The sequence below is a fragment of the Methylorubrum sp. Q1 genome (genome assembly GCF_004683995.1).
GTDB lineage: Bacteria > Pseudomonadota > Alphaproteobacteria > Rhizobiales > Beijerinckiaceae > Methylobacterium.
The window spans coordinates 68,261-92,428 of record NZ_SRHQ01000005.1 but is presented as its reverse complement, the minus strand read 5'-3'; the positions used below and the strand labels follow the sequence as shown (position 1 = coordinate 92,428).

Genomic DNA, 24,168 nt, shown 5'->3' with positions numbered 1-24,168 from the left:
GTCCGTTAAGATGGCATTAACTGCGCAAGCGAAGCGTTTGCGCACGGACGGGGGAGGGCCTATGTCTCGCGCGTCCCAAGCGCGGCCCGTACGCGGCCGCAGCCACCGGGGCACGCCAGGAAACAGGCAAGAAGAACGGCCGGGAACGCCAGGATGACCGATACCCACGCCCGCCTTCGCGGCTCGATGACCGCGCTCGCGACCCCGTTCCGCGACGGCGAGTTCGACGAGTTGGCCTTCCGGAAATTCGTGAACTGGCAGATCGAGCATGGCACCCACGCCCTGGTGCCGACCGGCACGACCGGCGAGAGCCCGACGCTGAGCCACACCGAGCACGACCGCGTGGTCGAGGTCTGCGTCGCCGAGGCCGCCGGCCGGGTGCCGGTGATCGCGGGCGCCGGATCGAACTCGACGCGGGAAGCCGTCGCGCGGGCCCGTCATGCCGAGAGCGTCGGCGCGGATGCGGTGCTCACCGTCACCCCCTACTACAACAAGCCGACGCAGGAGGGGATGTACGCCCACTTCAAGGCGGTGAACGACGCCGTCGGCATCCCGATCATCATCTACAACATCCCCGGCCGGTCCGTGGTCGACATGAGCGTCGACACCATGAAGCGGCTGTTCGAACTGAAGAACATCGCCGGCGTGAAGGATGCCACGGCCAAGATCGACCGTGTCAGCCTCCAGCGACAGGCACTGGGAGAAGACTTCATCCAGCTTTCTGGCGAAGATGCGACGGCGCTCGGCTTCAACGCCCATGGTGGGGTCGGCTGCATCTCCGTGGTCTCGAATGTCGCACCCCGGCTCTGTGCTGATCTGCAGGAAGCGACACTGGCGGGCGACTATGCCAAGGCCCTGAAGATCCAGGACCGGCTGATGCCGCTGCACGTGCAGATGTTCTACGAATCGAACCCGGTGCCGGCGAAATACGCTCTCTCGCGCCTCGGGCTGATGTCGGAGGAGGTGCGCCTGCCGCTGGTGCCGGCGACCGAGGGCTGCCGCCGGGCGGTCGATGCCGCGCTCGCTCATGCCGGCCTGATCTGACGCCGCCGGATTGATTCGAGAAGATCCGGCGGGAAGCCTCGCCGGAAAACGTGGCGGCCCCCATATCGGTGGCAATCCCCACACCGGTGGACTGTCGCCTGATCACGAACCTGAAGACGAATGGCACCCAAACCCGATCCCGGCCGGCGCGTCGTCGCCGACAACCGCTCCGCCCGCTACCACTACGCGATCGAGGACACGCTCGAGGCCGGCATCGCGCTGACCGGCACCGAGGTGAAATCGCTGCGCGGCGGCAAGGCGACGATCGGTGAGTCCTATGCCGGGCCGTCCGGCAACGACCTGATGCTGTTCAACGCCTACATCCCGGAATATCTGGAGGCGAACCGCTTCAACCACGACACCAAGCGGCCCCGCCGCCTGCTGCTGCACCGCCGCCAGATCAACAAGCTGATCGGCGCGACCCAGCGCCAGGGCTATACGGTGATTCCGCTGAAGATCTACTTCAACGACAAGGGCCGGGCGAAGGTCGAGCTGGGCCTTGGCAAGGGCAAGCAGCTCCACGACAAGCGCGAGACCGTCAAGCAACGCGACTGGCAGCGCGACAAGGCTCGCCTGATGCGCGACAAGGGCTGAGTCCGGCCCTCGACGTTTCGGCGCCGGGACATGGCGGACCCGTCCGATCGGCGATGCCCCCCGAGCGAGCACCGAGGCGCTCCGCCATCACCGCAAAATGAAGCGATCCGGAGCGCGTCTTCTCCGGATAGGGCAGGGCACCGGATGAGTTCGGCGCGGCCTCACGATCGACGGCAACGGGTCTTCACCCGTCACCGCGATCCGAGCATCAAAGCTCCGCTCAGCCTTCCGCTTCCTCGTCGGTCGCGCCGGGCCGGATGCCGTAGCGGCTCTCGAGACCGGGGTTGGGGCGGGGCGCGCGCTCGGCGAAGTCGCGGCGGGGGCTGTCACCGGGCGCGCGGGCGGTGCGCTCGCTCGGGTCACGGCCGATCCGGCTTGCGAGATGGGCGAGATCGATGAACTCGTCCGCCTGACGCCGCAGGTCGTCGGCGATCATCGCCGGCTGGGTCTGGATGGTGGAGACGACGGAGACGCGAACGCCGCGGCGCTGGATCGCTTCCACGAGCGAGCGGAAATCACCGTCGCCGGAGAACAGCACCATGTGGTCGATGTGGGGGGCCAGTTCGAGCGCGTCGATGGCGAGTTCGATATCCATGTTGCCCTTGATCTTGCGGCGCCCGGCGGAGTCGGTGAATTCCTTCACCGGCTTGGTGACGACCCGGTAGCCGTTATAGTCGAGCCAATCGATCAGCGGGCGAATCGAGGAATACTCCTGATCCTCGATCATTGCCGTGTAATAGAAAGCACGAATAAGATTATCGCGGCTCTGGAAATCCTTGAGCAGCCGCTTGTAGTCAATGTCGAAACCGAGCGCCTTCGTGGTCGCATACAAATTTGCACCATCGATAAAGACTGCGGTACGTTGCTTATCACTCATCGATTGACCCATGCTCTTGAGATGAAAGAGTTTGTTTTTAGAAATTCAGACATGAATGCAGTACATGAAACCGCGGATTCAATGCGCTGCCGAAGTCCGGCATCCCTGCACTCTCGACGCATAGCAATTTTTGCATTCCGAACCACGCTGTCCGTTCGGAAGGGCGTGATCCGGCCAACGGGATCGCAGTGTCGGAAAGGTGCAGGACTCGGAACAGCGTAGCAGAGTCCGGCCCGAATCCCCCCTTGTGGTGACCGAGCGCGCAATTCCTGTCAAGCGCCAGAAAGAGTTAAGGCCACCGGCGCCAAATCCAACCGAAGATGATTTTACGCAACCCAGAGCGTATTCTATCAAATCATTTTCGTACTAGCGGTTGCGGCATAGCTTCCACAAGAATGAGCCGCGGTATTTACATACCTGAAGTTGCCGCAAAGAGCGAGTCGACATGAGTTGCCTGCCCAGAACCTTCGCGGTCGCCGCCGAACCGGCACCCGTCCCGTGCCGTCACGCCGCGGGTCAGGGCTTCGGCAAGGCCCGGCTGCCTGGCTTGACCGGGGGGATGGCGGCCAGCTCGGCGGGCAAGGCATCCGGTGGGTAAGTCGGGATGTCGAGCGTGACCAGGGACAGGAGCGGCACGCCGATCTCGCCGCGTCCGCCCGAACGGTCGATCAGGCAGGCGGCCCCAACCACCTCGCCCTCCTCATCCTTCAGCGAGGCGAGGCATTCCCGGGCCGAGAGGCCTGTCGTCACGATGTCCTCGACGATGACGGCACGGGTGCCGGCGGGGATCGAGAAGCCGCGGCGCAGGGTGAAGGGACCGCCGGGGTCGCGCTCGACGAAGATCGCCTTGGCGCCGAGATGGCGGGCGGTCTCGTAGCCGGGGATGATGCCGCCGATGGCCGGAGAGACCACGATGTCGATCCGGCCGAAGCGGGCCGTGATCACCTCGGCCAGCGCCCGGCACAGCCGCTCGGTGCGCGCGGGATCGGAGAAGATCGTCATCTTCTGCAGGAAGGTGGGCGAGCGCAGGCCGGAGCTGAGGATGAAGTGTCCCTGCAGCAGGGCCCCTGCGGAACGGAACTCTTCGAGAACGTCTTCCGGCGTCATGGTCACCTGCTCGCCAAACCGTGTTCCGCTGCTTCTTGCAGCGGCGCAAGCGGGGCGCAAGCCGAAGGCCAAATGCATCAACTGAGAGTGCATCGACCGCGACGACGGCCGCCGAACCGCCATTCCCCTCGGTGACGCGTCTCCGAGACTCTAGTTCCGCACGCGAAGTGGCTCCCGGCGCCGATCAGGACGGGTCTCGTAGGCGGGCGGGGGATAGGACGGATCGTAGGCCGGCCCGTCAAAGTAGGGGTCGTAGGCCCGGGGCAGCAGCGCGCCGAGCTGCACCCCCTCGCTCCCGCCGCGCTGGATCATCGTGCGCATGCCCGGCTGCAGCTTGCTGTCATCCAGGTCGTCGGGATGGGCGGGAACGAGCGGCAGACCCTCGGTGCCGCCGCGCTGGATCATCGTCCGCATACCGGGCTGCAGACCCTGCGCGCCAGCCTCCTCAGTGAGCGGGATGCCGAGCGCGAGGATGACGGCGGTGACCAGGGAAAGCCTCATGGTGGTCGCTCCGGAAAAGCGCGTCGCAAACCCAGCCGTCCATAGGCTGGTTCCGTGACGGAATGACCTGTCCCGGCATCGGTTCCGGCAAGCGGCGCCCACAGGATCGACCGTCAGCCGTTCACCCGCTCGACGCGGCTCACCGAGCGCTTGCCGCGCAGATCCGCGACGATGGCCGTGAGGTGCTTCAGATCCGGCACCGAGAGGTCGATGGAGATGTCGGTGAAGTCCTGCGTGCGACGCTTCATCGAAACATTGTCGATGTTGCCGTCATGCTCGGCGATCACCTGGGCGATCTGCGCCAGCGTGCCGGGCTCGTTGATCGATTCGAGCGCGAGCTTGGCGGGGAAGCGCTCCTGCGAGCCTTCCACGTCCCAGCGCACGTCGAGCCAGCGCTCGGGCTCGTTGTCGAAGGCGGCGAGCGCGGCCGACTGAATCGGGTAGATCGTCACGCCGACGCCGGGGGTGAGGATGCCGACGATGCGGTCTCCCGGCAGGGCGCCGCCGTTCGGGGCGAAGCTCACCGGCAGGTCGCCGGCGAGACCGCGAATCGGAATGCTGGCCAAGGCCGAGGCCCCCTCGGCATCACCCGAGAAGGTCAGCCGCATGGTCTGATCCTTGGAACGGGTAAGGCGCCCCGCCGCGCCGTTGGCCGCCGGACCGCCGCTCGCCCCCGCGCGCCGCTCCTCCTTGAAGTCGGGATAGACGGCCTTCACCACGTCGCCGGAGAACATCTCGCCGCGCCCGACGGCGGCGAACACGTCCTCGGTGCTCGCGCGGGCGAGTCGGGGCAGCGAGCCGCGCAGCTTCTCCTCGGAGAAGCTCTTGCCGGCCCGCTCGAAGGCGCGGTCGAGGATCTGGCGGCCGAGACCGGCATATTGGCGCCGCACGGCGGCGCGAGTCGCCCGCCGGATCGCCGAGCGCGCCTTGCCGGTGACGACGAGCGATTCCCACGCGGCCGGCGGCGAGGCGCCGTCGGAGCGGGCGATCTCGACCTCGTCGCCGTTGGCGAGTTCGTGCAGCAAGGGTGCGAGCCGTCCGTTGATCTTGGCACCCACCGCCGTGTTGCCGACATCGGTATGCACCGCGTAGGCGAAATCGATCGGCGTGGCGCCCCGCGGCAGGGCGATCAGGCGGCCCTTGGGCGTGAAGCAGAACACCTGATCCTGGAACAGCTCCAGCTTGGTGTGCTCCAGAAACTCTTCCGGCGAGTCGCCCTCGGCCAGAAGCTCGATGGTGCGGCGCAGCCATTGGTAGGCACCGCTCTCGGTGGCCAGGCGCGGGTGGATCTCGCCCTCGGCGCCCTCGTTGGAGGCCTCCTTGTAATGGGCGTGGGCGGCGATGCCGTACTCGGCGATCTCGTCCATCTCCGCGGTGCGGATCTGCAGCTCGACGCGCTGGCGCTTCGGCCCGATCACCGTGGTGTGGATCGAGCGGTAGTCGTTCTGCTTGGGCGTCGAGATGTAGTCCTTGTAGCGGCCCGGCACCATCGGCCAGCTCGTATGCACGACGCCGAGCGCGGCGTAGCACTCGGCCAGGGTCCCGACGATGACGCGGAAGCCGACGATGTCGGAGAGCTGTTCGAAGGCGACCGACTTGCGCTCCATCTTCGACCAGATCGAGAACGGCTTCTTCAGCCGCCCTTTCACGTGAGCGGCGATGCCGCGCGCAGCGAGCCGGGCGGTGAGGTCGTGCTCGATGCTCTCGATCACGCTGCCGGACTTGGCCGAGAGGTCTTCGAGCCGCTTGGTGATGGTGGCGTAGACCTCGGGCTTCAGCGTGCGGAACGAGAGGTCTTCCAGCTCGTCGCGCAGCTCCTGCATGCCCATGCGGCCGGCGAGCGGCGCGTAGATGTCGAGGGTCTCCTCGGCGATCCGCGCCCGCTTGTCGTCGCGCATGAAGTGGAGCGTGCGCATGTTGTGCAGGCGGTCGGCGAGCTTCACCAGAAGCACCCGCACATCCTCGGCCACCGCCAGGAGGAGCTTACGGAAGTTCTCGCCCTGCACCGCCCGCTTCGAGACGAGGTCGAGGCGCTTGAGCTTGGTCAGCCCGTCCACCAGCGCGCCGATCTCAGGCCCGAAGATCTCGCGGATCTCGTCGAGCGTGGCGGCGGTGTCCTCGACGGTGTCGTGCAGGACGGCCGCGACGATGGTCGCATCGTCGAGGCGCAGGTCGGTGAGGATCGCGGCGACTTCGAGGGGATGGGCGAAGAACGGATCGCCGGAGGCGCGCTTCTGCGTGCCGTGCGCCCGCATGGCGTAGACGTAGGCGCGGTTGAGAAGCGCCTCGTTCGTGGCGGGATTGTAGCGCTTGACCCGCTCGACGAGTTCGTACTGGCGCATCATCCGCCGAAGGATCCTGCTCTCAATCTGCAAGGGGGCCCGGCCGGAAGGGCGCGGTCGATCGCATGATACATTCCTGCATCGGCGGCCGTTGCGCCAGACCCATGGCGTCGCGGCGCGAGCGCGACTGTTGCGCCCACTCTGCGGGAGCGCGCGCGACATGAGAACGCCCGCCGCTCGGGGACCGAGGGCGGGCGTGAAACGCGCAGGCCGAATCGCCGAGAGGGCTTACTCGCCTTCGTCGTCGGTCTCGGTCGGGGGCGCGAGGTTCTCGAGACCGCGGAGGAGATCCTCCTCGCTCATGAAGTCGAACTGCACGTTCTTGTCGTCCGAGGAGGACTGGGGTGCCACCGCGGCGGCGGCGGGCGAGCTCGACAGGAGCGGCACGGTCTCGGCCTCGGGCTCGTCCACCTCGACGTATTTCTGCATCGAGTGGATGAGCTGCTCCTTCAGATCCTCGGCCGTGATGGTCTCGTCGCCGATCTCGCGAAGAGCCACGACGGGGTTCTTGTCGCGGTCGCGCTCCACGGTCAGCGGGGCGCCGGCGGCGAGCAGGCGCGCCCGGTGGCTGGCGAGCAGGACCAGCTCGAAGCGGTTCTCGACCTTCTCGATGCAGTCTTCGACGGTGACGCGAGCCATGCGAGGCGGCTCCTTCCTCAGGCGCGGATACGAACGATATGCGTGATGAACGGGCTTCCTACACCGGTTATCGCTGTCCAACAAGTCGCGGGAGCGGTTGAGAATCCGTCTCTCCCGGTCCACATGGAAAGCGGCGTCGGTCGACCCCGGCGCCGATCCCGGCCGGCCTTGAACCGGCGCCAGCGGACCCGAGGATTCTTCACATGTTCATTCAGACCGAAGCCACGCCGAACCCCGCCACGCTCAAGTTCCTGCCCGGCCGCGTCGTGCTCACCGACGGGACCTTCGAGGCCCGCGACACCGCGACCGCCGAGCGCTCGCCGCTGGCCACCGCTCTGTTCGCGGTGCCCGGCGTCTCGGGCGTCTATTTCGGGCACGACTTCATCTCCGTCACCAAGGCCGACGGCGTCAACGAGTGGCCGCAGGTGAAGCCCGCCGTGCTCGGCGCGATCATGGACCACTTCCAGTCCGGCCGCCCGGTTCTGGCCGAGGGCACGGCGCTCGCCGAGGACGAGACGGAGGAGTTCTACGACGAGGCCGATCACGACACCGTGGCCACCATCAAGGACCTGCTGGAGACCCGCGTGCGTCCGGCGGTGGCGGGCGACGGCGGCGACATCACCTTCCGCGGCTACCGCGACGGCATCGTCTACCTCGAGATGAAGGGCGCCTGCTCGGGTTGCCCGTCCTCCACCGCGACCCTGCGCCAGGGCGTGCAGAACCTGTTCCGCCACTTCCTGCCCTCCGTGCGGGAAGTCCAGGCGATCTGATCGGCGGTCCCGCCGCCCGGCTTCCCCTGGCATCGGCGCAACACCGCACCGCTTCCTTGGGGAGGTCGGCCGCGGATGCGCTGACGGGGAGGGCGGTTTTGTCCTATGATTAGCCGGAAGGCGGGCGCTTGCGGCCCGCCGCCGGATGGAATCGACGTTTGCGGATCCTTGCCATCGATACGGCGCTCGAAGCCTGCGCTGCCTGCGTGGCCACCGACGACAGCGACGACCTGCTCGCCGAGGAGTCGATGCCGCTCGTGCGCGGGCACGCCGAAGCGCTCCTGCCGCTGATCGAGCGGGTCATGGCTCGGGTCGAGGGCGGCTTCGAAGGTCTCGACCGCGTCGCGGTCACGGTCGGGCCCGGCAGCTATACGGGCTTGCGCGTCGGCCTCTCCGCCGCCCGCGCCATCGGGCTCGCCGCCGGCATTCCGGTCGTGGGCGTGACCACTCTGTCCGCCCTGCTCGCGCCGCAGCTCGCCCTCAACGGCGACGATACGGTGGCCGCCGCGATCGATGCGCGTCACGGCGCCGTCTACCTCCAGGCCATGAGCGTGAGGGAAGGCACGGTGATTCCGCCCCGGCACATCGCTTTGGAGGAGGCGGTGACCCTGCTCGGCAAGCGACGGGCGATCCTCACCGGCTCCGGCGCTCCCGCGCTCGCGGCGGCAGCCGCTGCCGCCGGCCTCTCCGTCGAGGTCGCCGAGACCGGCGCGCCGCAGATCGCCTGGGTCGCCTCGCTCGGGCTCGTCGCCGATCCGGACCAGGCGCTGCCGCGCCCCCTTTACCTGCGCGGGCCCGACGCCCAGCCGCAGCAGCATGCGAGGCTCGCAAGGGCATGACGCGGACCGTCTCCCCGTTCTGGCCGCTCGATTGGTGGTCCGCATGGTGGGACGCCTGGGGCTCCGTGCCCTACGTCGCGCCGCTGCGGGACGCCGGTCAGGCGTCCGACCTGGAAAAGCTGCACGCCACCGCCTTCGCCCGCCCCTGGGCGGCCCACGAATTCGAGCGGATGCTGTGCGAGCGCTCGACCGAGGCGCATGCCCTGCGCCGGGGCAATGCGCTGCTGGGCTTCGTGCTGTCGCGCAAGGCCGTGGACGAGGCGGAAATCCTCACCATCGTTCTGGCGCCGTCCGCCCGCGGCGGCGGCCACAGCCACCGGCTCCTGCGCGAGCACCTGACCGCTTTGGCTTATGCCGGCATCCGCACCGTCCATCTCGAAGTCGACGAGGGCAACACGCCGGCCCTGAAGCTCTACACCCGCCACGGCTTCCTCAAGATCGGCGAGCGCAAGGGCTACTACCCGCTGCCCGACGGCAGCCGGGCCACGGCGCTGACCATGAGCGCGACGCTGTCGTGAAGCGTTGCGGGAGCGCATCCGCCCGATGACGCGCATCGGCATCGGCCTCCGCCTCTTCGTCCAGGCGGTGGCCTTCCTGATCGTAATCGGGCCGCACTGGCTCAGCCTGCGCTTTGGCCGGGGCCGGCTCGCGGCGCGCATCGCGATGCTGTTCCACCGCCTGTTCCTGCGCCTGTTCTCCGTTCGGGTGACGCAGAGCGGCACGCCGCCGCAGCCGGGCGAGCCGGCGCTCGTGCTCTCGAACCACGTCTCCTGGCTCGACATCGTCGCGCTCGGGTCGCTGCGCCCGCTCTCCTTCGTGGCCAAGTCGGAAATCGCGGGCTGGCCGCTGATCGGCCTGCTGGCCAAGCTCCAACGCACCGTCTTCATCGAGCGCTCCAAGCGGACGGCGACCGCCCACGTCAACGCCACGGTCGGGCAACGGCTGGCAAATGGCGACCTGATCGTGCTGTTCGCCGAGGGCACCACCGGCGATGGCCTGCGCCTGCTGCCGTTCCGCTCCTCGCTGGTCGGCGCCGCCCGGACGGCGCTGACGGCGCAGACCGGCGGACTCGCGCGCATCCGGCTCCAGCCCCTGGCGCTGGGCTACCCGCGCCGCAACGGCCTGCCGGTGACCCGCGCCGAGCGGCCGGAGATCGCATGGTACGGCGACATGGAACTCGCGCCGCATCTCGCCCTGTTCGCCCAGCGCGGCCCCATCGACGTGCACGTGAACTGGGGCGCGCCGATCGCCTTCGAGGCCGCCACCGACCGCAAGGTCGCGACCCTGCAGGCCGAGGCCGCCGTGCGGCAGGGCCTGCGCCAGATCCACCTCGGCGGGGCCGCCCCCCGTCCGATGCCGGCGGCGCCGGAAACAATCGGGGAGGGCGCCGACGTCTCGGCGCCGGGCGTCGCCGCGGTGTGACCGTTCAGGCCGGCAGGGGGAAGGTCGCCGCCTGGCCGCGAACGATCCCGCCCTCATCCACGAGTTGCCAGACGATGCCCTCGGCGACCGGGAAGCGCCGCCCATCCTTGGCAACGCGAATGCCGGCATAATCCGAGACGAATCCGTCGCGGGCGACCGCATCGAGCAGGCGCTGGCGCTCGGCCCGCTCCGGCGCCTCGGCCGAGAGCCGCGAGGGCATGCCGACGATGTCGTCCCAGCGGTAGCCGAAGGCCCGCTGCGCCGCCCGGTTGGCGTAGACGAAAAGCGGGTCGGGGGCCGTGTCGTGGGCCAGCACCGCGAAGGGCGCCGACGCGTAGAGCCAGTCCGGCCCGAGATCCGGCGCAGGCACGAGCGGGCGGCCGACGAGGCGCAGGAAGCTGCCGGTCAGCAGGGTGAAGAAGCGGGGATCGCCTTGGAGATGCACCATCGCTCTTCATCCCTCCCGAAGGCGCCCTACGCACCCGGCGGCAATTGACCTGCACCGACACGGATGCGACCAGAACGTGCATCGGATCGGGGAACTCAATGACCGAAAAGCCTCTGGCGACCTATCGCCCGGTTTTCGTTCTGTGGATCGCGTTGCTGCAACAGGTTCCCTTACAACTTTTCTTCACAGTTTGGGCCGCCGGCTTCTTCGGCGGGATGTACCATGAGGCCTTCGGGGCTTCGACGACGTTGGCAAACTCCCTCGCCGCCATCGGCTCGGTCGTCTTCATCGGATTTCCTGTCGTCGTCGTCATTTCACGCGCGATGAACTACCGCACGACGCGCTATCGCCTCTATCCTGATCGAATCGAGATCGAGGAAGGCTTCCTGACCATCCATGCCAAACGCCTGATGTTCCGCGATATATGCGAGGCGTCGCTGCGGCGTGGGGTGCTCCAGCGCAGCATCGGGCTGGGCTCCGTCTGTCTCGACACGCAAGCTGCCGGGGCTCTCAAACCCTGGAGCCTCTTCAACTCATTGGGCTTGAGCAGCACCCTCGGCAGCGGCGCGATGATCAGGGACATCCCCGACGCCGACCAAGCGTACGAACGCCTGCGCGGCCTCATCGATGCAGCGCGCCGCGACTGACGCCGCGACGACCTGCGAGAAATGTGCTAGTCGCAGCCGCTCCGTGCCATCGGAACCCTGTTGAATCGATGAGCGGCGGCCTTTCGGCCTCGTGCCGGCTGCCTCGGGATACGATCTTGAAGAAAGCCTACGTCAAGTCCTACGGCTGCCAGATGAACGCCTACGACGCCGGCCGCATGGCCGACGTGCTGGCGGCCGAGGGCTACAGCGCGACGGACTCGGTCGAGGAGGCCGATGTCGTCGTCCTCAACACCTGCCACATCCGCGAGAAGGCCGCCGAGAAGGTCTATTCCGAACTCGGGCGTCTGCGGGTGCTGAAGGGCGAGCGGGCCGAGAGCGGGCACGACACCCGCATCGTGGTCGCGGGCTGCGTCGCGCAGGCGGAAGGTCGCGAAATTCTCTCCCGCGCACCGGCGGTCGATGTCGTCGTCGGCCCGCAGAGTTATCACCGCCTGCCCGATTTGTTGCGCCAATCGCGAACAAGCCGCGTCGTCGACACCGAATTTCCGGCCGAGGACAAGTTCGACCACCTGCCCGCCCGGCGCAACCGCGGCGTCACCGGCTTCCTCACCGTGCAGGAGGGCTGCGACAAGTTCTGCGCCTTCTGCGTCGTGCCCTATACCCGCGGCGCGGAGGTCTCGCGCCCGGTGGCGGCGGTGGTGGAAGAAGCGCGCCGCCTCGTCGAGGGCGGGGTGCGCGAGATCACCCTCATCGGCCAGAACGTCAACGCCTATCACGGCGACGGGCCGGACGGCGCACCCGCGACCCTCGGCCACCTGATGGACGCGCTCTCCGCGGTGCCGGGCCTCCTGCGCCTGCGTTACACGACGAGCCACCCCAACGACTTCGCGGATGATCTCATCGCCGCGCACGAAAAAAACCCGCTGGTGATGCCCTACCTGCACCTGCCGGTGCAGTCGGGCTCGGACCGCATCCTCCAGGCGATGAACCGGCGCCACACGGGCGATGCCTACCGCCGGCTGATCGAGCGCATCCGCAGCGCGCGGCCCGACATCGCCCTGTCCTCGGATTTCATCGTCGGCTTTCCCGGCGAGACCGATGCCGATTTCGTGCAGACCATGCGGCTCGTCTCCGATATCGGCTTTTCGGCGGCGTTCTCGTTCAAGTACAGCCCGCGGGCCGGCACGCCCGCGGCGGAACGCGAGGATGCGGTGCCGGAGGCGGTGAAGACCGAGCGGCTCGCCGCCCTCCAGGAACTCCTCGACCGGCAGCGCCACGCCTACAATGCGGCGAGCGTCGGCACGCTCACCGAGATCCTGGTGGAGAAGACCGGCCGGCATCCGGGTCAGGTCGCCGGCAAGACGCCGCATCTCCAGGCGGTGCAGTTCGATGCGCCGGCCTCGACCATCGGCTCGGTGGTGCGGGTGCGGATTACGCGGGCGGGCTCCAACAGCCTGTTCGGCGAAGCGCTGGAGGGTGCGGCGGCGGCCGCGTGACCTATATGAGGCCCATCACCATGCCGGATCTCTCGCGTGCCGATTGACGTTGCGTCCGCCCGTGGCCCTGCCGGCCGCAACAACCGCCCCTCACCGGGGCGTCCGGGTCTCGCAGAGACCGTGGAGGTCTCGCTCACCTTCGACGACAACCGGCTCGCCAGCCTCGTCTTCGGCCAGTACGACCAGAACGTCGCCCATATCGAGCGGCGGCTCGGCATCACCGGCACCGCGCTCGGCAACCACCTCGTGGTCAAGGGCACGCCCGAGGCCGCCGAGAAGGCGCGGCGCGTGTTCGAGCGGCTCTACACGCGGGTGCAGAAGGCCGGCACGACCCTGACGCTCGGCGACGTGGACGGGGTGATCCAGGAGGTCACCGTCCAGGGCAACCTGTTCCCCTCCGCCGAGATCGTCGCCGATAACGGCCGCGAGCAGTTCGAGCAGATCGCCACCCGCAAGCGCGGCGCCGTGCGCGCCCGCAACGCCGCGCAGAGCGACTACATCAAGCTCCTGCGCGCCAACGAACTCGTCTTCGCGGAAGGCCCCGCCGGCACCGGCAAGACCTGGCTCGCGGTCGGCCACGCGGTCTCGCTGCTGGAGCAGGGCCATGCCGAGCGCCTGATCCTGTCGCGCCCGGCCGTCGAGGCCGGCGAACGGCTCGGCTTCCTGCCCGGCGACATGCGCGAGAAGGTCGATCCGTATCTTCGCCCGATCTACGACGCGCTCTACGACTTCATGGAGGCGCGCCACGTCGATCGCGGCCTCCAGACCGGCATCATCGAGATCGCCCCGCTCGCCTTCATGCGCGGGCGCACCCTGACCAACGCCGTGGTACTGCTCGATGAGGCGCAGAACACCACTTCCATGCAGATGAAGATGTTCCTGACCCGATTGGGCGAGAACTCGCGCATGATCATCACCGGCGATCCCAGCCAGATCGACCTGCCGCCGGGTCAGAAATCCGGCCTTGTGGAGGCGGTCAATGTGCTCGACGGCGTCGAGGGCATCGGCCGCGTGCGCTTCCGCGATGTGGACGTGGTGCGCCACGACCTCGTGCGCCGGATCGTCACCGCCTACGAATCCGCCGCCCACGGCGAGAGCGAGGCCGACCGCAACCCGAACCCGCGGCGCCGGCCGCTGGCGTGAGCGGCGACATCAATCGCGGCGGCCTATGGGGCACCGCACGGGCGTTGACGGTACTGACCAGAAACCACACATGAGCGACAACGAGATCGACATCGCCGTCGAGGATGCGCGCTGGGAACAGGCGATCCCCGAATTGGAGGCGTTCACGCTGCGGGCGGTCGAGGCGGGATTGGCGATTCTGCCCGATTCGGCCTCCGGACCCGTCGAAGTGAGCATCCTGCTCGCCGACGACGCCACCGTCCAAGCGCTCAACCGCACGTGGCGGGACAAGGATAAACCCACCAACGTGTTATCGTTTCTGGCCGCGGAGCAACCGTTCCAGCCGGGTCTGGCGCGGCCTCTCGGCGATGTGGTTCTTGCGTATGACACGCTCGTGCGCGAGAGTGCGGAGCAGTCGAAGCCCTTCGAGCACCATTTCGCCCACCTCCTCGTCCATGGCACCCTTCACCTTCTCGGACAGGACCATGAGACCGGCGAGGCTGAGGCCGACGCCATGGAGGCGCTCGAGGTCGCCGCGCTCCGCGCACTCGGCATTCCAAACCCTTACGACGACTGATCTCCGGCACTCCCGCCGTATCCAACCTAGAGACCCATGACCAACGACCGAAGTCGCGGCGCGGCCCTGGCCGCGCCAGTCGCGGACGCCGAACCGCCCCCGCGCGAGGCGTGGTACGATCGTCTGCTGAACGTCTTCCAAATGCGTCCGCGCGACTCCCTGCGCACCGACATCGAGGAGGCCCTGGCCGAACCCGACACGGGTGAGGACGCCTTTTCTCCCCTTGAGCGCGCCATGCTCAAGAACGTGCTCGGGCTGCACAAGGTGCGCGTCGACGATGTGATGCTGCCCCGCGCCGACATCGTGGCCGTGTCCAGCGACACCAGCCTCAGCGATCTCCTGAAGCTGTTCCGCACCGCCGGCCATTCGCGCCTGCCGGTCTACGGTGAAACCCTCGACGATCCCCGCGGCATGGTCCACATCCGCGATTTCGTGGAATACCTCGCCACCCAGGCGGAAGCCCCCCCGCGCCGTGCCGCGCCGCAGCCTGTGGTAGCCACCGGCGCCGAGGCCAAGCCCACGCCGCGCCCGCGCCGCACGGCCTCTGCCCGCGGCGCGCTGCGCAGCCTCGATCTCGGCAAGGTCGATCTCAGCGCGACGCTCGCCTCCACCCGCATCCAGCGCCCGGTCCTGTTCGTGCCGCCCTCCATGCCGGCCATCGACCTGCTGGTGCGGATGCAGGCTACGCGCACCCACATGGCGCTGGTCATCGACGAGTATGGCGGCACCGACGGGCTGATCTCGATCGAGGATCTGATCGAGATGGTCGTCGGCGACATCGAGGACGAGCACGACGTGGCCGAGGGCCAGCTCGTCAACCGCATGGAAGGCGAGACGGAGGCCTATATCGTCGACGCCCGCGCCGGCCTCGCGGAGGTGTCAGCGGCCACCGGCCTCGACCTCGCCGCCGCCTTCGGGGAGCTTGCAGCCGAGATCGACACGATCGGCGGCTTGATCGTGACGCTGGCCGGCCGGGTTCCGGCGCGCGGCGAGCGGATTCCCGGTCCCGAAGACATCGAGTTCGAAGTGCTCGACGCCGATCCCCGGCGGGTGAAGCGGATCAAGCTCCAGCGCGCGCAAGCCAAGATCGGCACCGTGGTGCCGCTCGCCCTGCCGCCGCCCCGACCGGCGGCGGCGCAGGCACCCGACACGGACACCGCGCAAGCTGCCGAGGCCGGGCGCTGAAGACACAACGGAATCGAAGCGACACGGCATGACCGCTCCGCTCGGCCGCGCGCCCGGCGCCGGAATAGGCCCGGCCGCGGCGCGGATCGGCCTCGTCGAGGCCCTCGCGCACCGGATCATCCTGAGCCAGGGATGGACGCGGGCCGCGATCGCCGTCGCGGCCGGCGCCTGCGGCGCGCTGGCGATGCCGCCCTATGGGCTGTTCCCGGCGCTCGTCGTGTCGCTCTCGATCGCCGTCTGGCTGATCGACGGGGCGGCGATCGACGGCTCCGTCCGGCGCACCCTGCGCGTCTGCGCCGGCATCGGCTGGGCCTGGGGCTTCGGCTACTTCACCGCCGGTCTGTGGTGGCTCGGCGCCGCCTTTCTCGTCGAGGCGGATCAGTTCGCCTGGGCGCTGCCGCTCGGCGTCGTCGGCCTGCCGGCGGTGCTCGCCCTGTTCTTCGCGGCGGGCTTCGCCCTCGCCCGCCTCGTCTGGTCGCGGGGAGCCGCCCGCATCGCGGCGCTCGCCTTCGGGCTCGCCGCCGCCGAATGGCTGCGCGGGCATATCCTGACGGGCTTTCCCTGGAACACCCTCGGCATGGCGCTCGGGGGCAACCTCTGGACGATGCAAGCCGCATCGCTCGTCGGCCTCTACGGCCTGACCCTGCTCGCGGTGCTGATCGCCGCCGCACCCGCGACGCTCGCCACCGGCGCGACGCCGCGGGGCCGGTTCGGGCCGGTGCTGGCAGCCCTCGTCGCGCTCGCGGGGCTTGCCGCCTACGGCGCCGGGCGTGTGCCTTCCGCGCCCGATCCGACGGTGGCGGGCGTGCGCCTGCGGCTGATCCAGCCCAACATCCCGCAGGACGACAAGTTCGGCTCGGAAAACCGCGAGCGGATCGTCGGCAAGTATCTCGAACTCAGCGACCGCGCGCTCTCGCCCGACCGCACCGGCATCGTCGATGTCACCCACCTAATCTGGCCGGAATCGGCCTTTCCGTTCCTGATCCAGCGCGATCCGCAGGCGCTCGGGCGAATCGGCGCTGCGCTGCCCGAGGGCAAGCAGCTCATCACCGGTGCCGCGCGGGTGCGCGAACGGCCCGACGGCGAGCGGCTGACCCGCGAGAACGCCGTCTTCTTCAATTCGATCCTGACGATGGGCGCGGGCGGGCGTTTCGGCGACCTCTACGACAAGGTCCACCTCGTCCCCTTCGGCGAATACCTGCCCGGGCCGCTCGATGCGCTGCTACGGGCTCTGGGTCTGCGCCAGTTCGTCTCCATCCCCGGTGGCTTCACCGCAGGCGACCGCGCCGGCCAGCGCATCCTCAACGTGCCGGGCCTGCCGCCTGTGGCGGCGACGATCTGCTACGAGGCGATCTTTCCCGGCGCGATCCTGCCGCCCGATCCGGCCGAGGGTGCGCCCGCCGTGCCGGGGCTGATCCTCAACCTCACCAACGATGCGTGGTTCGGCGACACGCCGGGCCCGCGCCAGCACTTCGCGCAAGCCCGGCTGCGGGCGGTGGAGGAGGGGTTGCCGCTGGTGCGCGACGCCAATTCCGGCATCTCGGCGGTGGTCGATGCCCATGGCCGGGTCATCGCGAGCCTTCCGCTCGGGATCGAAGGGGTGCTCGATGCGAGCTTGCCGGCAAGGCTGCCCGGACGCACCCTCTACGCCGCCTTCGGCGACCTCCCCTTCGGTGCCGGCCTCATCGGCTGCCTCCTGATCGCGCTCGCCGCACGCCGCCGTCGGACGTAACGGCCAAGGTGAGGCCGCGGAGCTTTCGAGACGTCCGCGCGTGAATTGCGACGCCGACGCGACACTCGAGCAATCTTGGCCTTAGGATCATCCGTCATCGCCAAGCGTTCTCAAGATAACGGCCCATTTTTCGCCGGTGGAAACCGGCGCAGGCCATTCTCTCGAATTCCAAGGGAATGACGATGAAACAGATCTTCCTGGCCTCGGCCGTCCTTGCGGGCGCGCTGGCCTATCTTCCGGCGAGCGCAGACGCGCGCCCGATCGGTGTCGGCGGTTCCGGCGGCCTCGGCGGCGGCAACTTCCGCAGCGCTCTCGGCGCAGGCGGCGTGAGCGGGTTCGGCCGCGGCGGCGGCTTTGCCGGAGGCGGCTTCCGCGGTGGTGGAGCGGGGTTTGGCGGCGGCGGGTTCCGTGGCGGCGGAGCCGGTCTGGCCGGGGGCGGTTTCCGCGGTGGCGGAGCGGGCCTCGCCGGCGGCGGGTTCCGTGGCGGTGGCTTTGCCGGCCGCCCCGGCTTCGGCGTGGGTCGTCCGGGCTTCGGCAACGGCGTGGCGGGCGTGCGGCCGGGATTCGGCCAGCGCGGCTGGTACGGCGGCAACCGCTGGCGCAATGCCGGCTTCTATCGCCGGGGCTACGGCTATGGCGGCCTCGGGCTCGGCTTAGGGCTCGGAGCGGGGCTCGGCCTTGCCGCCGGCGGCCTTTACGGCGCCTACGGCTATCCGGGCTACGGCTATGGATACGGCTACGACGACGGTTACTACGCGCCGGCCGGCTATTACGGCACCGAGACGGTGACCACCGGTGTCGCACCCGGCGGCGACGAGGACTTGGTGGCCGAGTGCGCGCGCCGCTTCAAGACCTACGACCCGCAGACGCAGACCTACATCGTCCGCCGCGGCGTGCGCCGCTCCTGCCCGTAAGACTTTGAGACGACGGGAGCATTGCTTGGTGCTCCCGCCTCTTCCCAAAAGAAACCCCGCCCGACCTGACGGTCGAGCGGGGTTTTTTACGTGGTTCGGACGATCGCCTCAGAGCATCGTCCCGAAAGCGAGTTGCCGGCTTTCGGAAAAAAGATGATGCGAAAACAAGAGTCTCAACCATCGTCCTTGATCAGGTATCCAGGACGAAGGTTTTGTGTCTCTCACAAAACTCCCGCTACACGGTGGCGCTAAAGACGAGAACCGGCCGTGGTCGGGAGGTTTGTGAGGTACTCTTACTCGGCGGCGACCTTGTGCACGGCGTGGCTGCCGTCGGTGTAGGTCTCGGCCGGGAGACGCTTATGCGGGGCGGCACGGCCCGGCAGCGGCGGCAGGGCCTTGGCCTTCTCCAGATCGATCCCCGCGCCCTCGGCAACGCGGCGGCCGTAATCCTCGTCGGCGTGCCAGAAGTGCCAGACCATCCGAAGCTGGATGGGCTCGGGGCACTGCTTCATGTCGGCGACGAGGTTGGCGATCAGATCCTCACGCTCCCAATCCTGGAACGAGCGGTAGCGCACGCCGGCCTGGGTGTAGTCGTCCTCGGTCCGCGAAGTCTGGTAGCGGCCGAGATTGCCCTGGACCGGCTGGTGGTAGTCCTTGGCCGGCTTGGGTGCCTCGCGCAGGCCCTCGGCGAGCGTCGAGGGCTCGTAGTTGATGTGGCGGTTCGGGCCGGTGCCATCGACGCTGTAGGTCATCTGGCCGTCGCGCTGGTTCGAGTAGACCTTCACGCCGGGCTGCGGCGCATTGATCGGCAGTTGCAGGTAGTTGGCGCCGACCCGGTAGCGCTGCGTGTCCGAGTAGGACAATGTCCGGCCCTGGAGCATCTTGTCGTCCGAGAAGTCGATGCCGTCCACGAGCACGCCCGTGCCGAAGGCCGACTGCTCGACGTCCGCGAAGAAGTTGTCCGGCACGCGGTCCAGCACCATGCGGCCGACCGGCAGCAGCGGGAAATCCTCGACGGGCCACAGCTTCGTGTCGTCGAGCGGATCGAACGACAGGTGGTCGTTCGGGCCGTCGGGCATGATCTGCACGCAGAATTCCCACTCGGGGAAATTGCCGGCCTTGATGTTGTCGTAGAGGTCACGGGTGGCGTGGCCGACATCCTTGGCCTGGATCTCGGACGCCTGGCCCGAGGTCAGGTTGCGCACGCCCTGCTTGGGCTCCCAGTGGAACTTGCAGAGCACTGCCTCGCCCTGGTCGTTGATCAGCTTGTAGGTATTGACGCCCGAGCCTTCCATCTCACGATAGTTGGCCGGAATGCCCCACGGCGACTTCAGGTGGGTGACCATGTGGATCGACTCGGGGTGCTGGGCCACGAAGTCGAAGAAGCGCCACGCCTCCTGGCGGTTCGTCACCGGGTCCGGCTTGAACGCGTGGATCATGTCGGGAAACTTGATCGCGTCGCGGATGAAGAAGACCTTGAGGTTGTTGCCCACGAGGTCCCAGTTGCCCTCGACGGTCTTGAACTTCACCGCGAAGCCGCGCGGGTCGCGCTCGGTCTCAGGGCTCTCCTTGGCGCCGGCCACGGTGGAGAAGCGCACGAACATCGGCGTCTTCACGCCGGTCTCGTTCAGCACGCGGGCGCGGGTATACTTGGACGCGGGCTCGTCGCCGATCTTGCCATAGGCCTCGAACCAGCCATGGGCGCCGGCGCCGCGGGCATGCACCACGCGCTCCGGAATGCGCTCGCGGTCGAAATGGGTGATCTTCTCGATGAACTGGTAGTTCTCGAGCGTCGCCGGTCCCCGCTCGCCGACCGTGCGCGTGCTCTGGTTGTCGCGGACCGGATGGCCCTGACGGGTCGTCAGAATCGGACGGTTCTCGCTCATGCGTTACTTTCTCCTTGGGAGGCAGGGGCTTCAGGGTGGATCGCTCGGTGCGTCCGCACAGCCTGGAACCATTCTGTTTCGACGGTATGACCCAGGCATGACCCATTAGCAAATGCATCGTCACAAACGATGTGATAGATACAGCCTATGAATCTCTCCGGGCTGTCCCTGCGCGATCTCGAATATGTTGTCGCTGTTGCCGACGAAGGGCATTTCGGCCGGGCTGCCGAGCGCTGCAACGTGAGCCAGCCGACGCTCTCCGTGCAGGTTCGTAAATTGGAGAACGCGCTCGGACTGACCTTGTTCGAACGATCCAACCGTCGCGTGTTGCTGACGGTCGCGGGGCAGGGGATCGTGCGGCAGTCCCGGGTGGTGCTCGGCGAGGCGCAACGCCTGCTGGCGCTCGCCGTCGAGGGGCGCGGCTCCCCGCTCACCGGCCGGCTGGTGCTGGCCGCGATCCAGACGCTGGGGCCCTATTACTTCCCGCTGGTGCTGCGCCTGCTGCGCCAGGAATTTCCGCTGCTCACGCTGGCGCTCAGCGAAGCGCGCACCGCCGAGATCCTCGATGGCTTGCGCGACGGGCGGATCGATGCGGCCCTGGTTTCCCTGCCGGTGGCCGCCTCCGGGCTCACCGTCTCGCCGCTCTTCGTCGAGCCGTTCCGGCTCGCCTGCCCGGTGGACCACGCCTTCGCCCAGGGCGCCCCGCCGCGGGCGGAAAACCTGAACGGGCCCGACCTGCTGCTGCTCGACGAGGGCAATTGCCTGCGCGACCAGACGATCGCCGCCTGCGGCACCCTGCGCGGCGCGGGCCGCCACGCCACGAGCCTCGAGACCCTGCGCTCGATGGTGGCGGCGGGCGCCGGCTATACGCTGATCCCGGCACTGGCGATTCCCTCCGGCCCCGATCCGACCGGGCTCACGGTGGTGCGTCACTTCGAGGGAGAGGGGCCCGGCCGCACGCTCGCGCTGGCATGGCGTTCCAGCGATCCGCGGGCGGCGGGTCTTGCCCATCTCGCAGCCTTCTTCCGGGCGCACGCCCCGCCCGGCACCGCCGCCTGCCGGGAGGATGAGGCCTACGGTGCCCCGCCGTCCGGCGAGCGGGAACGGTGGACCGCCTGACGCCCGCCGCGGTGGCGACGTCTCCCTGGGCAGTCGCTCGAAGCCGCTTGGCGGCTTCGCGACGCGAAGAGCGCTGCGCGGAGCGAGAGCCCGAGGGGCCGAGACGTTCCGCAGTCGCTGGTGCTTGAGGCCGAGGCAAAAGCCGAGGCGATCGCTTCAAGCGATCGCCGTGACAGTTTGCGGAAGAGCGTGTAGCGCGAGCCTCGCGCGATTCTTTTCCCTCTTCCTGCGCGTCACTCAGCATTCAAGCCCGTGCCCGAGACCCGCATCCTCCTGCGCTGGGCGGCGCTCGTCGCCGTCTCGGCCGCTCTCGCCTATGGCCTGAGCCGCGCGCATTTCCCCGCCGCCTTCCTGCTCGGACCCATGCTCGCCGCGATCGCCTTCGGGGTTCGCGGCGCCGGGCTCTCGCTCGGCCGGCCGCTCTTCATGGCAGCCCAGGCGGTGATCGGCTGCCTCGTCGCCCGCTCCGCAACCACCGAGATCGCGGCGACCCTGCGCGAGGACGGGCTCATCATCCTCGCGGTCGTCGGTGTGACGGTGGCGGCCGGCGCGCTCACCGGGCTGGCGCTCACGCGGCTGCGCGTCCTGCCCGGCACGACGGCGGCCTGGGGCTCCTCGCCGGGCGGGGCCGCGGCCATGGTGGCGATGGCGGAGGATTACGGCGCCGACCCGCGCTTGGTCGCGTTCATGCAATACGTGCGCGTCGCCGCAGTGGTGCTCTCGGCCTCGCTCGCCGCGCGCCTCCTCACCGACGTCGCCGGCCCGTCCGCCGCTGGCGCGCCCGGCGAGACGTGGAGCTGGCCCGGCCTCGCGGCGACGATCGCGGTCGCCGCCGCCGGGTTCGGCCTCGCGTCGCTGCTGCGGCTGCCCTCCGCCCCCCTGATCGGGCCAATGCTGCTCGGCGCGGGCCTGCACGCCGCCGGCTTCCTCGACATCGCCTTGCCCGGGCCGGTGCTCGATGCGGCCTACGCGGCGATCGGCTGGTATGTCGGGCTGCGCTTCAACCGGCGCACCCTGGAAGAGACGCTTCACGCGCTGCCGGGCGTGCTGACGGCCACAGCCGGGATCATCCTGCTCTGCGGCGTCTGGGCCTGGGTCCTGACGCATTGGCTCCCGATCGATTTCCTCACCGCCTTCCTGGCCACCAGTCCCGGCGGGCTCGATTCGGTGGCGATCATCGCCGTCGGGTCGCGGGCCGACGTGTCCTTCGTGCTGGCGGTGCAGACCCTGCGCCTGTTCGTCGTGCTGGCGACCGGCCCGATCCTCGCCAAATGGATCGCCCGGGCGGTTCCGGGAGAGAGAGCGTGACCGCGCTCTATCTCGCCTTCCTGAATTCCTGGCGCGGCCTCGTCCATGGCGGGCGCACCGAGCGCGCGGTTCGGCTCGAACTCGTCCTGCTAGCGCTCGGCCTGCCCGTGGCGCTCGCTCTCGGCGGCAGCCTGTGGGTCCGGGTGGCGCTCATCGCCAGCCTGCTGCTGATGCTCGGGGCGGAACTCCTGAACACCGCGATCGAGAAGCTGTGCGACCACCTCCATCCCGGCCGGCACGAGCGAATCGGCATCGTCAAGGATCTGGCCTCGGCGGGTGCGTTCCTGACGCAGGTGATCGCTGCCCTGATCTGGGGCGCGGCGGTGATCGACCGGCTCTAAAGCATCGTCCCGAAAGGTGGTTGCCGGCTTTCGGAAAAAAGATGATGCGAAAACAAGAGCCTCAGCCGTCTTCCTGCTCGCTCCAGACGACCCAAGTACCGCCGAACAGGGTGGCCGCGATCACGATCCACAGGCCGGTTCGGCCAACCAGATCGAGCAGCCACGCATGGACCGTCGAGAAGCCGAGATTCACGGCGCAATCCAGCACGCCGAGATAGAGGGACAGCGCCAGAAGCGCGACGGCGAGAGGGCGGCTCATCGATCCTCCGTCTCCTTCCAGAGGGCCCAGGCCCCCGCGAACACCATCATCCCGATCAGAAGGCGCATCCCCGTATGGCCGATCCGGTCGAGAAGCCACGCATGGGCGGCGGACAGGCTCAAGTCCAGCATCCACCCCCATGCCGTCAGGATCACGGCAATGGCGACGACAATAAGGATTTTTGTCCAAACCGGCATGGCCGCCGCGCTAGCACGTTTGTACTGGTGCGCCGAGCGATACAGGTGACACTTCGCCACAAGTCCCGCGAAAAATGATGCGCATTTCGACACATCCGCGGTGATCGGGCCGCCCCTCGATTGGCTGCGGCCAGCAGATCGGCATCATTGTACCTTTTGCTATTGTTCGCGGTGGAGACCCGGAAGCGTCGAGCGAGTTGGGATCGTGCTGCTCGCGACGCCGGCTCCTCCCCTTTGAGCCTATCGAAGCATCTCACATCTTCGTGAAAAACGCATGGCAACCTTCTTCATCGCCGACACGCATTTCGGCGACGCCAGGCTCGTCGAGCGCCGGCGAACCGGCTTCGCTTCCGCGGAGGCGCATGACGAGGCGCTGATCGCCCGCTGGAACGCGCGCGTCGGGACTGCGGACGAGGTCTGGCATCTCGGCGACTTCGCCGCCCATGCAAGCCACGAACATTGCGCCCGCGTCTTCGCTCGGCTCAACGGCATCAAGCGGCTGGTGCGCGGCAACCATGACAGCAACCGCGTGCTCAACCTACCCTGGGCCGAGCCGCCGGTGGAAAGCATCCGGATTTCGGTGTCGGACGAGGCGGGTCAGTCCTGGTGCCTGTTCCTTGCACACTACGCCCACCGTGCGTGGCCCGGCCTGTGGCGCGAGACCCGGCACCTCTACGGCCACACCCACGCGACATTGCCCGACACCACCCGCTCCTGCGACGTCGGCGTCGATGCCTGGGATTTTTCGCCGGTCGCTCTCTCGGACATTATCGCCCGGCAGGACGCGGCGACGCGGGTTCCGGAGGAACTGGCGGCGCGGGCGATGCGCTGAAGGCCCGTC

At 68.5% G+C, this 24,168-nt stretch carries 26 protein-coding genes; 17 read left to right on the top strand and 9 right to left on the bottom strand.

The window, feature by feature from the left end; translation table 11 throughout:
- Positions 1 to 153 precede the first annotated feature (153 nt).
- Entirely contained in the window at positions 154 to 1,044 is an 891-nt protein-coding gene (gene dapA, locus E4V01_RS06805) for a 4-hydroxy-tetrahydrodipicolinate synthase (protein WP_060770570.1), read from the top strand.
- Positions 1,045 to 1,164: 120 nt separating this feature from the next.
- Positions 1,165 to 1,638, top strand: coding sequence for an SsrA-binding protein SmpB (gene smpB / locus E4V01_RS06800; RefSeq protein ID WP_060770571.1), 474 nt, complete (start codon positions 1,165 to 1,167; stop codon positions 1,636 to 1,638).
- A gap of 220 nt (positions 1,639 to 1,858) precedes the next feature.
- Here the strand turns inward: smpB and E4V01_RS06795 are convergent, their stop codons facing one another.
- From E4V01_RS06795 to rpoZ, 5 genes are all read right to left on the bottom strand, one after another.
- Positions 1,859 to 2,515, bottom strand: coding sequence for an NYN domain-containing protein (locus E4V01_RS06795; protein WP_060772306.1), 657 nt, complete (start codon positions 2,513 to 2,515; stop codon positions 1,859 to 1,861).
- 516 nt (positions 2,516 to 3,031) lie between these two features.
- Positions 3,032 to 3,622: an orotate phosphoribosyltransferase gene (gene pyrE, locus E4V01_RS06790; protein ID WP_135297820.1), complete on the bottom strand. Its 591-nt coding sequence runs from the start codon at positions 3,620 to 3,622 to the stop codon at positions 3,032 to 3,034.
- A gap of 150 nt (positions 3,623 to 3,772) precedes the next feature.
- Positions 3,773 to 4,123: a hypothetical protein gene (locus E4V01_RS06785; RefSeq protein WP_135297819.1), complete on the bottom strand. Its 351-nt coding sequence runs from the start codon at positions 4,121 to 4,123 to the stop codon at positions 3,773 to 3,775.
- Positions 4,124 to 4,236: 113 nt separating this feature from the next.
- The gene (locus E4V01_RS06780; protein WP_060770573.1) at positions 4,237 to 6,468 is read right to left on the bottom strand and encodes a bifunctional (p)ppGpp synthetase/guanosine-3',5'-bis(diphosphate) 3'-pyrophosphohydrolase; all 2,232 of its coding nucleotides are present in this window, start codon (positions 6,466 to 6,468) and stop codon (positions 4,237 to 4,239) included.
- A 225-nt stretch (positions 6,469 to 6,693) separates the two neighbouring features.
- Complete coding sequence (rpoZ, locus tag E4V01_RS06775; protein WP_003602879.1) at positions 6,694 to 7,104, bottom strand: DNA-directed RNA polymerase subunit omega; 411 nt, start codon at positions 7,102 to 7,104, stop codon at positions 6,694 to 6,696.
- Positions 7,105 to 7,307: 203 nt separating this feature from the next.
- On the opposite strand from rpoZ, the gene E4V01_RS06770 reads away from it, so the two are divergent.
- The 4 genes from E4V01_RS06770 to E4V01_RS06755 all read left to right on the top strand — a co-directional run bounded on the left by E4V01_RS06770 (position 7,308) and on the right by E4V01_RS06755 (position 10,135).
- Positions 7,308 to 7,874 carry a NifU family protein gene (locus tag E4V01_RS06770; RefSeq protein WP_060770574.1) on the top strand — a complete coding sequence of 189 codons (567 nt, stop codon included), beginning with the start codon at positions 7,308 to 7,310 and terminating at the stop codon, positions 7,872 to 7,874.
- A gap of 158 nt (positions 7,875 to 8,032) precedes the next feature.
- Positions 8,033 to 8,713, top strand: coding sequence for a tRNA (adenosine(37)-N6)-threonylcarbamoyltransferase complex dimerization subunit type 1 TsaB (tsaB, locus tag E4V01_RS06765; protein WP_135297818.1), 681 nt, complete (start codon positions 8,033 to 8,035; stop codon positions 8,711 to 8,713).
- Positions 8,710 to 9,231, top strand: a complete 522-nt coding sequence (locus E4V01_RS06760; RefSeq protein WP_060770576.1) for a GNAT family N-acetyltransferase — start codon at positions 8,710 to 8,712, stop codon at positions 9,229 to 9,231. Before tsaB ends, E4V01_RS06760 begins: the two co-directional genes overlap by 4 nt.
- Before the next feature lie 25 nt (positions 9,232 to 9,256).
- Positions 9,257 to 10,135, top strand: a complete 879-nt coding sequence (locus E4V01_RS06755) for a 1-acyl-sn-glycerol-3-phosphate acyltransferase (RefSeq protein WP_135297817.1) — start codon at positions 9,257 to 9,259, stop codon at positions 10,133 to 10,135.
- 4 nt (positions 10,136 to 10,139) lie between these two features.
- Here E4V01_RS06755 and E4V01_RS06750 read toward each other — a convergent pair whose 3' ends face one another.
- Positions 10,140 to 10,583 (bottom strand): MEKHLA domain-containing protein, encoded by a 444-nt coding sequence (locus E4V01_RS06750; RefSeq protein ID WP_210234743.1) that lies wholly within the window; start codon positions 10,581 to 10,583, stop codon positions 10,140 to 10,142.
- Positions 10,584 to 10,681: 98 nt separating this feature from the next.
- On the opposite strand from E4V01_RS06750, the gene E4V01_RS06745 reads away from it, so the two are divergent.
- From E4V01_RS06745 to E4V01_RS06715, 7 genes are all read left to right on the top strand, one after another.
- Positions 10,682 to 11,230, top strand: coding sequence for a PH domain-containing protein (locus E4V01_RS06745; RefSeq protein ID WP_060770578.1), 549 nt, complete (start codon positions 10,682 to 10,684; stop codon positions 11,228 to 11,230).
- A 116-nt stretch (positions 11,231 to 11,346) separates the two neighbouring features.
- Complete coding sequence (gene miaB, locus E4V01_RS06740) at positions 11,347 to 12,687, top strand: tRNA (N6-isopentenyl adenosine(37)-C2)-methylthiotransferase MiaB (RefSeq protein WP_060772309.1); 1,341 nt, start codon at positions 11,347 to 11,349, stop codon at positions 12,685 to 12,687.
- 36 nt (positions 12,688 to 12,723) lie between these two features.
- A complete protein-coding gene (locus E4V01_RS06735) occupies positions 12,724 to 13,830 on the top strand; it encodes a PhoH family protein (protein WP_060770579.1) in 1,107 nt (368 codons plus the stop codon).
- Between the two features lie 70 nt (positions 13,831 to 13,900).
- A complete protein-coding gene (gene ybeY, locus E4V01_RS06730) occupies positions 13,901 to 14,386 on the top strand; it encodes an rRNA maturation RNase YbeY (protein WP_135297816.1) in 486 nt (161 codons plus the stop codon).
- Between the two features lie 36 nt (positions 14,387 to 14,422).
- Positions 14,423 to 15,571, top strand: a complete 1,149-nt coding sequence (locus E4V01_RS06725) for a hemolysin family protein (RefSeq protein ID WP_135297815.1) — start codon at positions 14,423 to 14,425, stop codon at positions 15,569 to 15,571.
- A gap of 28 nt (positions 15,572 to 15,599) precedes the next feature.
- Positions 15,600 to 17,303, top strand: coding sequence for an apolipoprotein N-acyltransferase (gene lnt / locus E4V01_RS06720; RefSeq protein WP_135297814.1), 1,704 nt, complete (start codon positions 15,600 to 15,602; stop codon positions 17,301 to 17,303).
- A 182-nt stretch (positions 17,304 to 17,485) separates the two neighbouring features.
- A complete protein-coding gene (locus E4V01_RS06715; RefSeq protein ID WP_135297813.1) occupies positions 17,486 to 18,217 on the top strand; it encodes a BA14K family protein in 732 nt (243 codons plus the stop codon).
- 293 nt (positions 18,218 to 18,510) lie between these two features.
- Here the strand turns inward: E4V01_RS06715 and E4V01_RS06710 are convergent, their stop codons facing one another.
- Entirely contained in the window at positions 18,511 to 20,103 is a 1,593-nt protein-coding gene (locus E4V01_RS06710; protein WP_060770583.1) for a catalase, read from the bottom strand.
- A 147-nt stretch (positions 20,104 to 20,250) separates the two neighbouring features.
- Here E4V01_RS06710 and E4V01_RS06705 point away from each other — a divergent pair, with 147 nt between their 5' ends.
- The 3 genes from E4V01_RS06705 (at position 20,251) to E4V01_RS06695 (ending at position 22,871) form a co-directional block, all read left to right on the top strand.
- A complete protein-coding gene (locus E4V01_RS06705; protein ID WP_060770584.1) occupies positions 20,251 to 21,222 on the top strand; it encodes a LysR substrate-binding domain-containing protein in 972 nt (323 codons plus the stop codon).
- Positions 21,223 to 21,474: 252 nt separating this feature from the next.
- Positions 21,475 to 22,530, top strand: coding sequence for an AbrB family transcriptional regulator (locus E4V01_RS06700; protein ID WP_135297812.1), 1,056 nt, complete (start codon positions 21,475 to 21,477; stop codon positions 22,528 to 22,530).
- Positions 22,527 to 22,871 carry a diacylglycerol kinase gene (locus E4V01_RS06695; RefSeq protein ID WP_060770586.1) on the top strand — a complete coding sequence of 115 codons (345 nt, stop codon included), beginning with the start codon at positions 22,527 to 22,529 and terminating at the stop codon, positions 22,869 to 22,871. The genes E4V01_RS06700 and E4V01_RS06695 overlap by 4 nt, the downstream gene beginning before the upstream one ends.
- Positions 22,872 to 22,932: 61 nt before the next feature.
- Here the strand turns inward: E4V01_RS06695 and E4V01_RS06690 are convergent, their stop codons facing one another.
- Positions 22,933 to 23,130 carry a hypothetical protein gene (locus E4V01_RS06690; protein WP_060770587.1) on the bottom strand — a complete coding sequence of 66 codons (198 nt, stop codon included), beginning with the start codon at positions 23,128 to 23,130 and terminating at the stop codon, positions 22,933 to 22,935.
- Positions 23,127 to 23,252, bottom strand: coding sequence for a hypothetical protein (locus E4V01_RS26535; protein WP_256371244.1), 126 nt, complete (start codon positions 23,250 to 23,252; stop codon positions 23,127 to 23,129). Before E4V01_RS26535 ends, E4V01_RS06690 begins: the two co-directional genes overlap by 4 nt.
- Before the next feature lie 349 nt (positions 23,253 to 23,601).
- Between E4V01_RS26535 and E4V01_RS06680 the strand changes: the two genes are divergently transcribed.
- A complete protein-coding gene (locus tag E4V01_RS06680; RefSeq protein ID WP_135297811.1) occupies positions 23,602 to 24,159 on the top strand; it encodes a metallophosphoesterase in 558 nt (185 codons plus the stop codon).
- The last annotated feature ends 9 nt before the right edge of the window (positions 24,160 to 24,168 follow it).

Coding starts and splice junctions, on each gene's coding strand:
- E4V01_RS06780 (WP_060770573.1), bottom strand. CDS start 6,468: ATGATGCGCCAGTACGAACTCGTCGAGCGGGTCAAGCGCTACAATCCC.
- E4V01_RS06715 (WP_135297813.1), top strand. CDS start 17,486: ATGAAACAGATCTTCCTGGCCTCGGCCGTCCTTGCGGGCGCGCTGGCC.
- lnt (WP_135297814.1), top strand. CDS start 15,600: ATGACCGCTCCGCTCGGCCGCGCGCCCGGCGCCGGAATAGGCCCGGCC.
- E4V01_RS06705 (WP_060770584.1), top strand. CDS start 20,251: ATGAATCTCTCCGGGCTGTCCCTGCGCGATCTCGAATATGTTGTCGCT.
- rpoZ (WP_003602879.1), bottom strand. CDS start 7,104: ATGGCTCGCGTCACCGTCGAAGACTGCATCGAGAAGGTCGAGAACCGC.
- ybeY (WP_135297816.1), top strand. CDS start 13,901: ATGAGCGACAACGAGATCGACATCGCCGTCGAGGATGCGCGCTGGGAA.
- E4V01_RS06710 (WP_060770583.1), bottom strand. CDS start 20,103: ATGAGCGAGAACCGTCCGATTCTGACGACCCGTCAGGGCCATCCGGTC.
- dapA (WP_060770570.1), top strand. CDS start 154: ATGACCGATACCCACGCCCGCCTTCGCGGCTCGATGACCGCGCTCGCG.
- E4V01_RS06755 (WP_135297817.1), top strand. CDS start 9,257: ATGACGCGCATCGGCATCGGCCTCCGCCTCTTCGTCCAGGCGGTGGCC.
- E4V01_RS06760 (WP_060770576.1), top strand. CDS start 8,710: ATGACGCGGACCGTCTCCCCGTTCTGGCCGCTCGATTGGTGGTCCGCA.
- E4V01_RS06680 (WP_135297811.1), top strand. CDS start 23,602: ATGGCAACCTTCTTCATCGCCGACACGCATTTCGGCGACGCCAGGCTC.
- smpB (WP_060770571.1), top strand. CDS start 1,165: ATGGCACCCAAACCCGATCCCGGCCGGCGCGTCGTCGCCGACAACCGC.
- E4V01_RS06745 (WP_060770578.1), top strand. CDS start 10,682: ATGACCGAAAAGCCTCTGGCGACCTATCGCCCGGTTTTCGTTCTGTGG.
- pyrE (WP_135297820.1), bottom strand. CDS start 3,622: ATGACGCCGGAAGACGTTCTCGAAGAGTTCCGTTCCGCAGGGGCCCTG.
- E4V01_RS06750 (WP_210234743.1), bottom strand. CDS start 10,583: ATGGTGCATCTCCAAGGCGATCCCCGCTTCTTCACCCTGCTGACCGGC.
- E4V01_RS06795 (WP_060772306.1), bottom strand. CDS start 2,515: ATGAGTGATAAGCAACGTACCGCAGTCTTTATCGATGGTGCAAATTTG.
- E4V01_RS06785 (WP_135297819.1), bottom strand. CDS start 4,123: ATGAGGCTTTCCCTGGTCACCGCCGTCATCCTCGCGCTCGGCATCCCG.
- E4V01_RS06725 (WP_135297815.1), top strand. CDS start 14,423: ATGACCAACGACCGAAGTCGCGGCGCGGCCCTGGCCGCGCCAGTCGCG.
- E4V01_RS06690 (WP_060770587.1), bottom strand. CDS start 23,130: ATGAGCCGCCCTCTCGCCGTCGCGCTTCTGGCGCTGTCCCTCTATCTC.
- E4V01_RS06770 (WP_060770574.1), top strand. CDS start 7,308: ATGTTCATTCAGACCGAAGCCACGCCGAACCCCGCCACGCTCAAGTTC.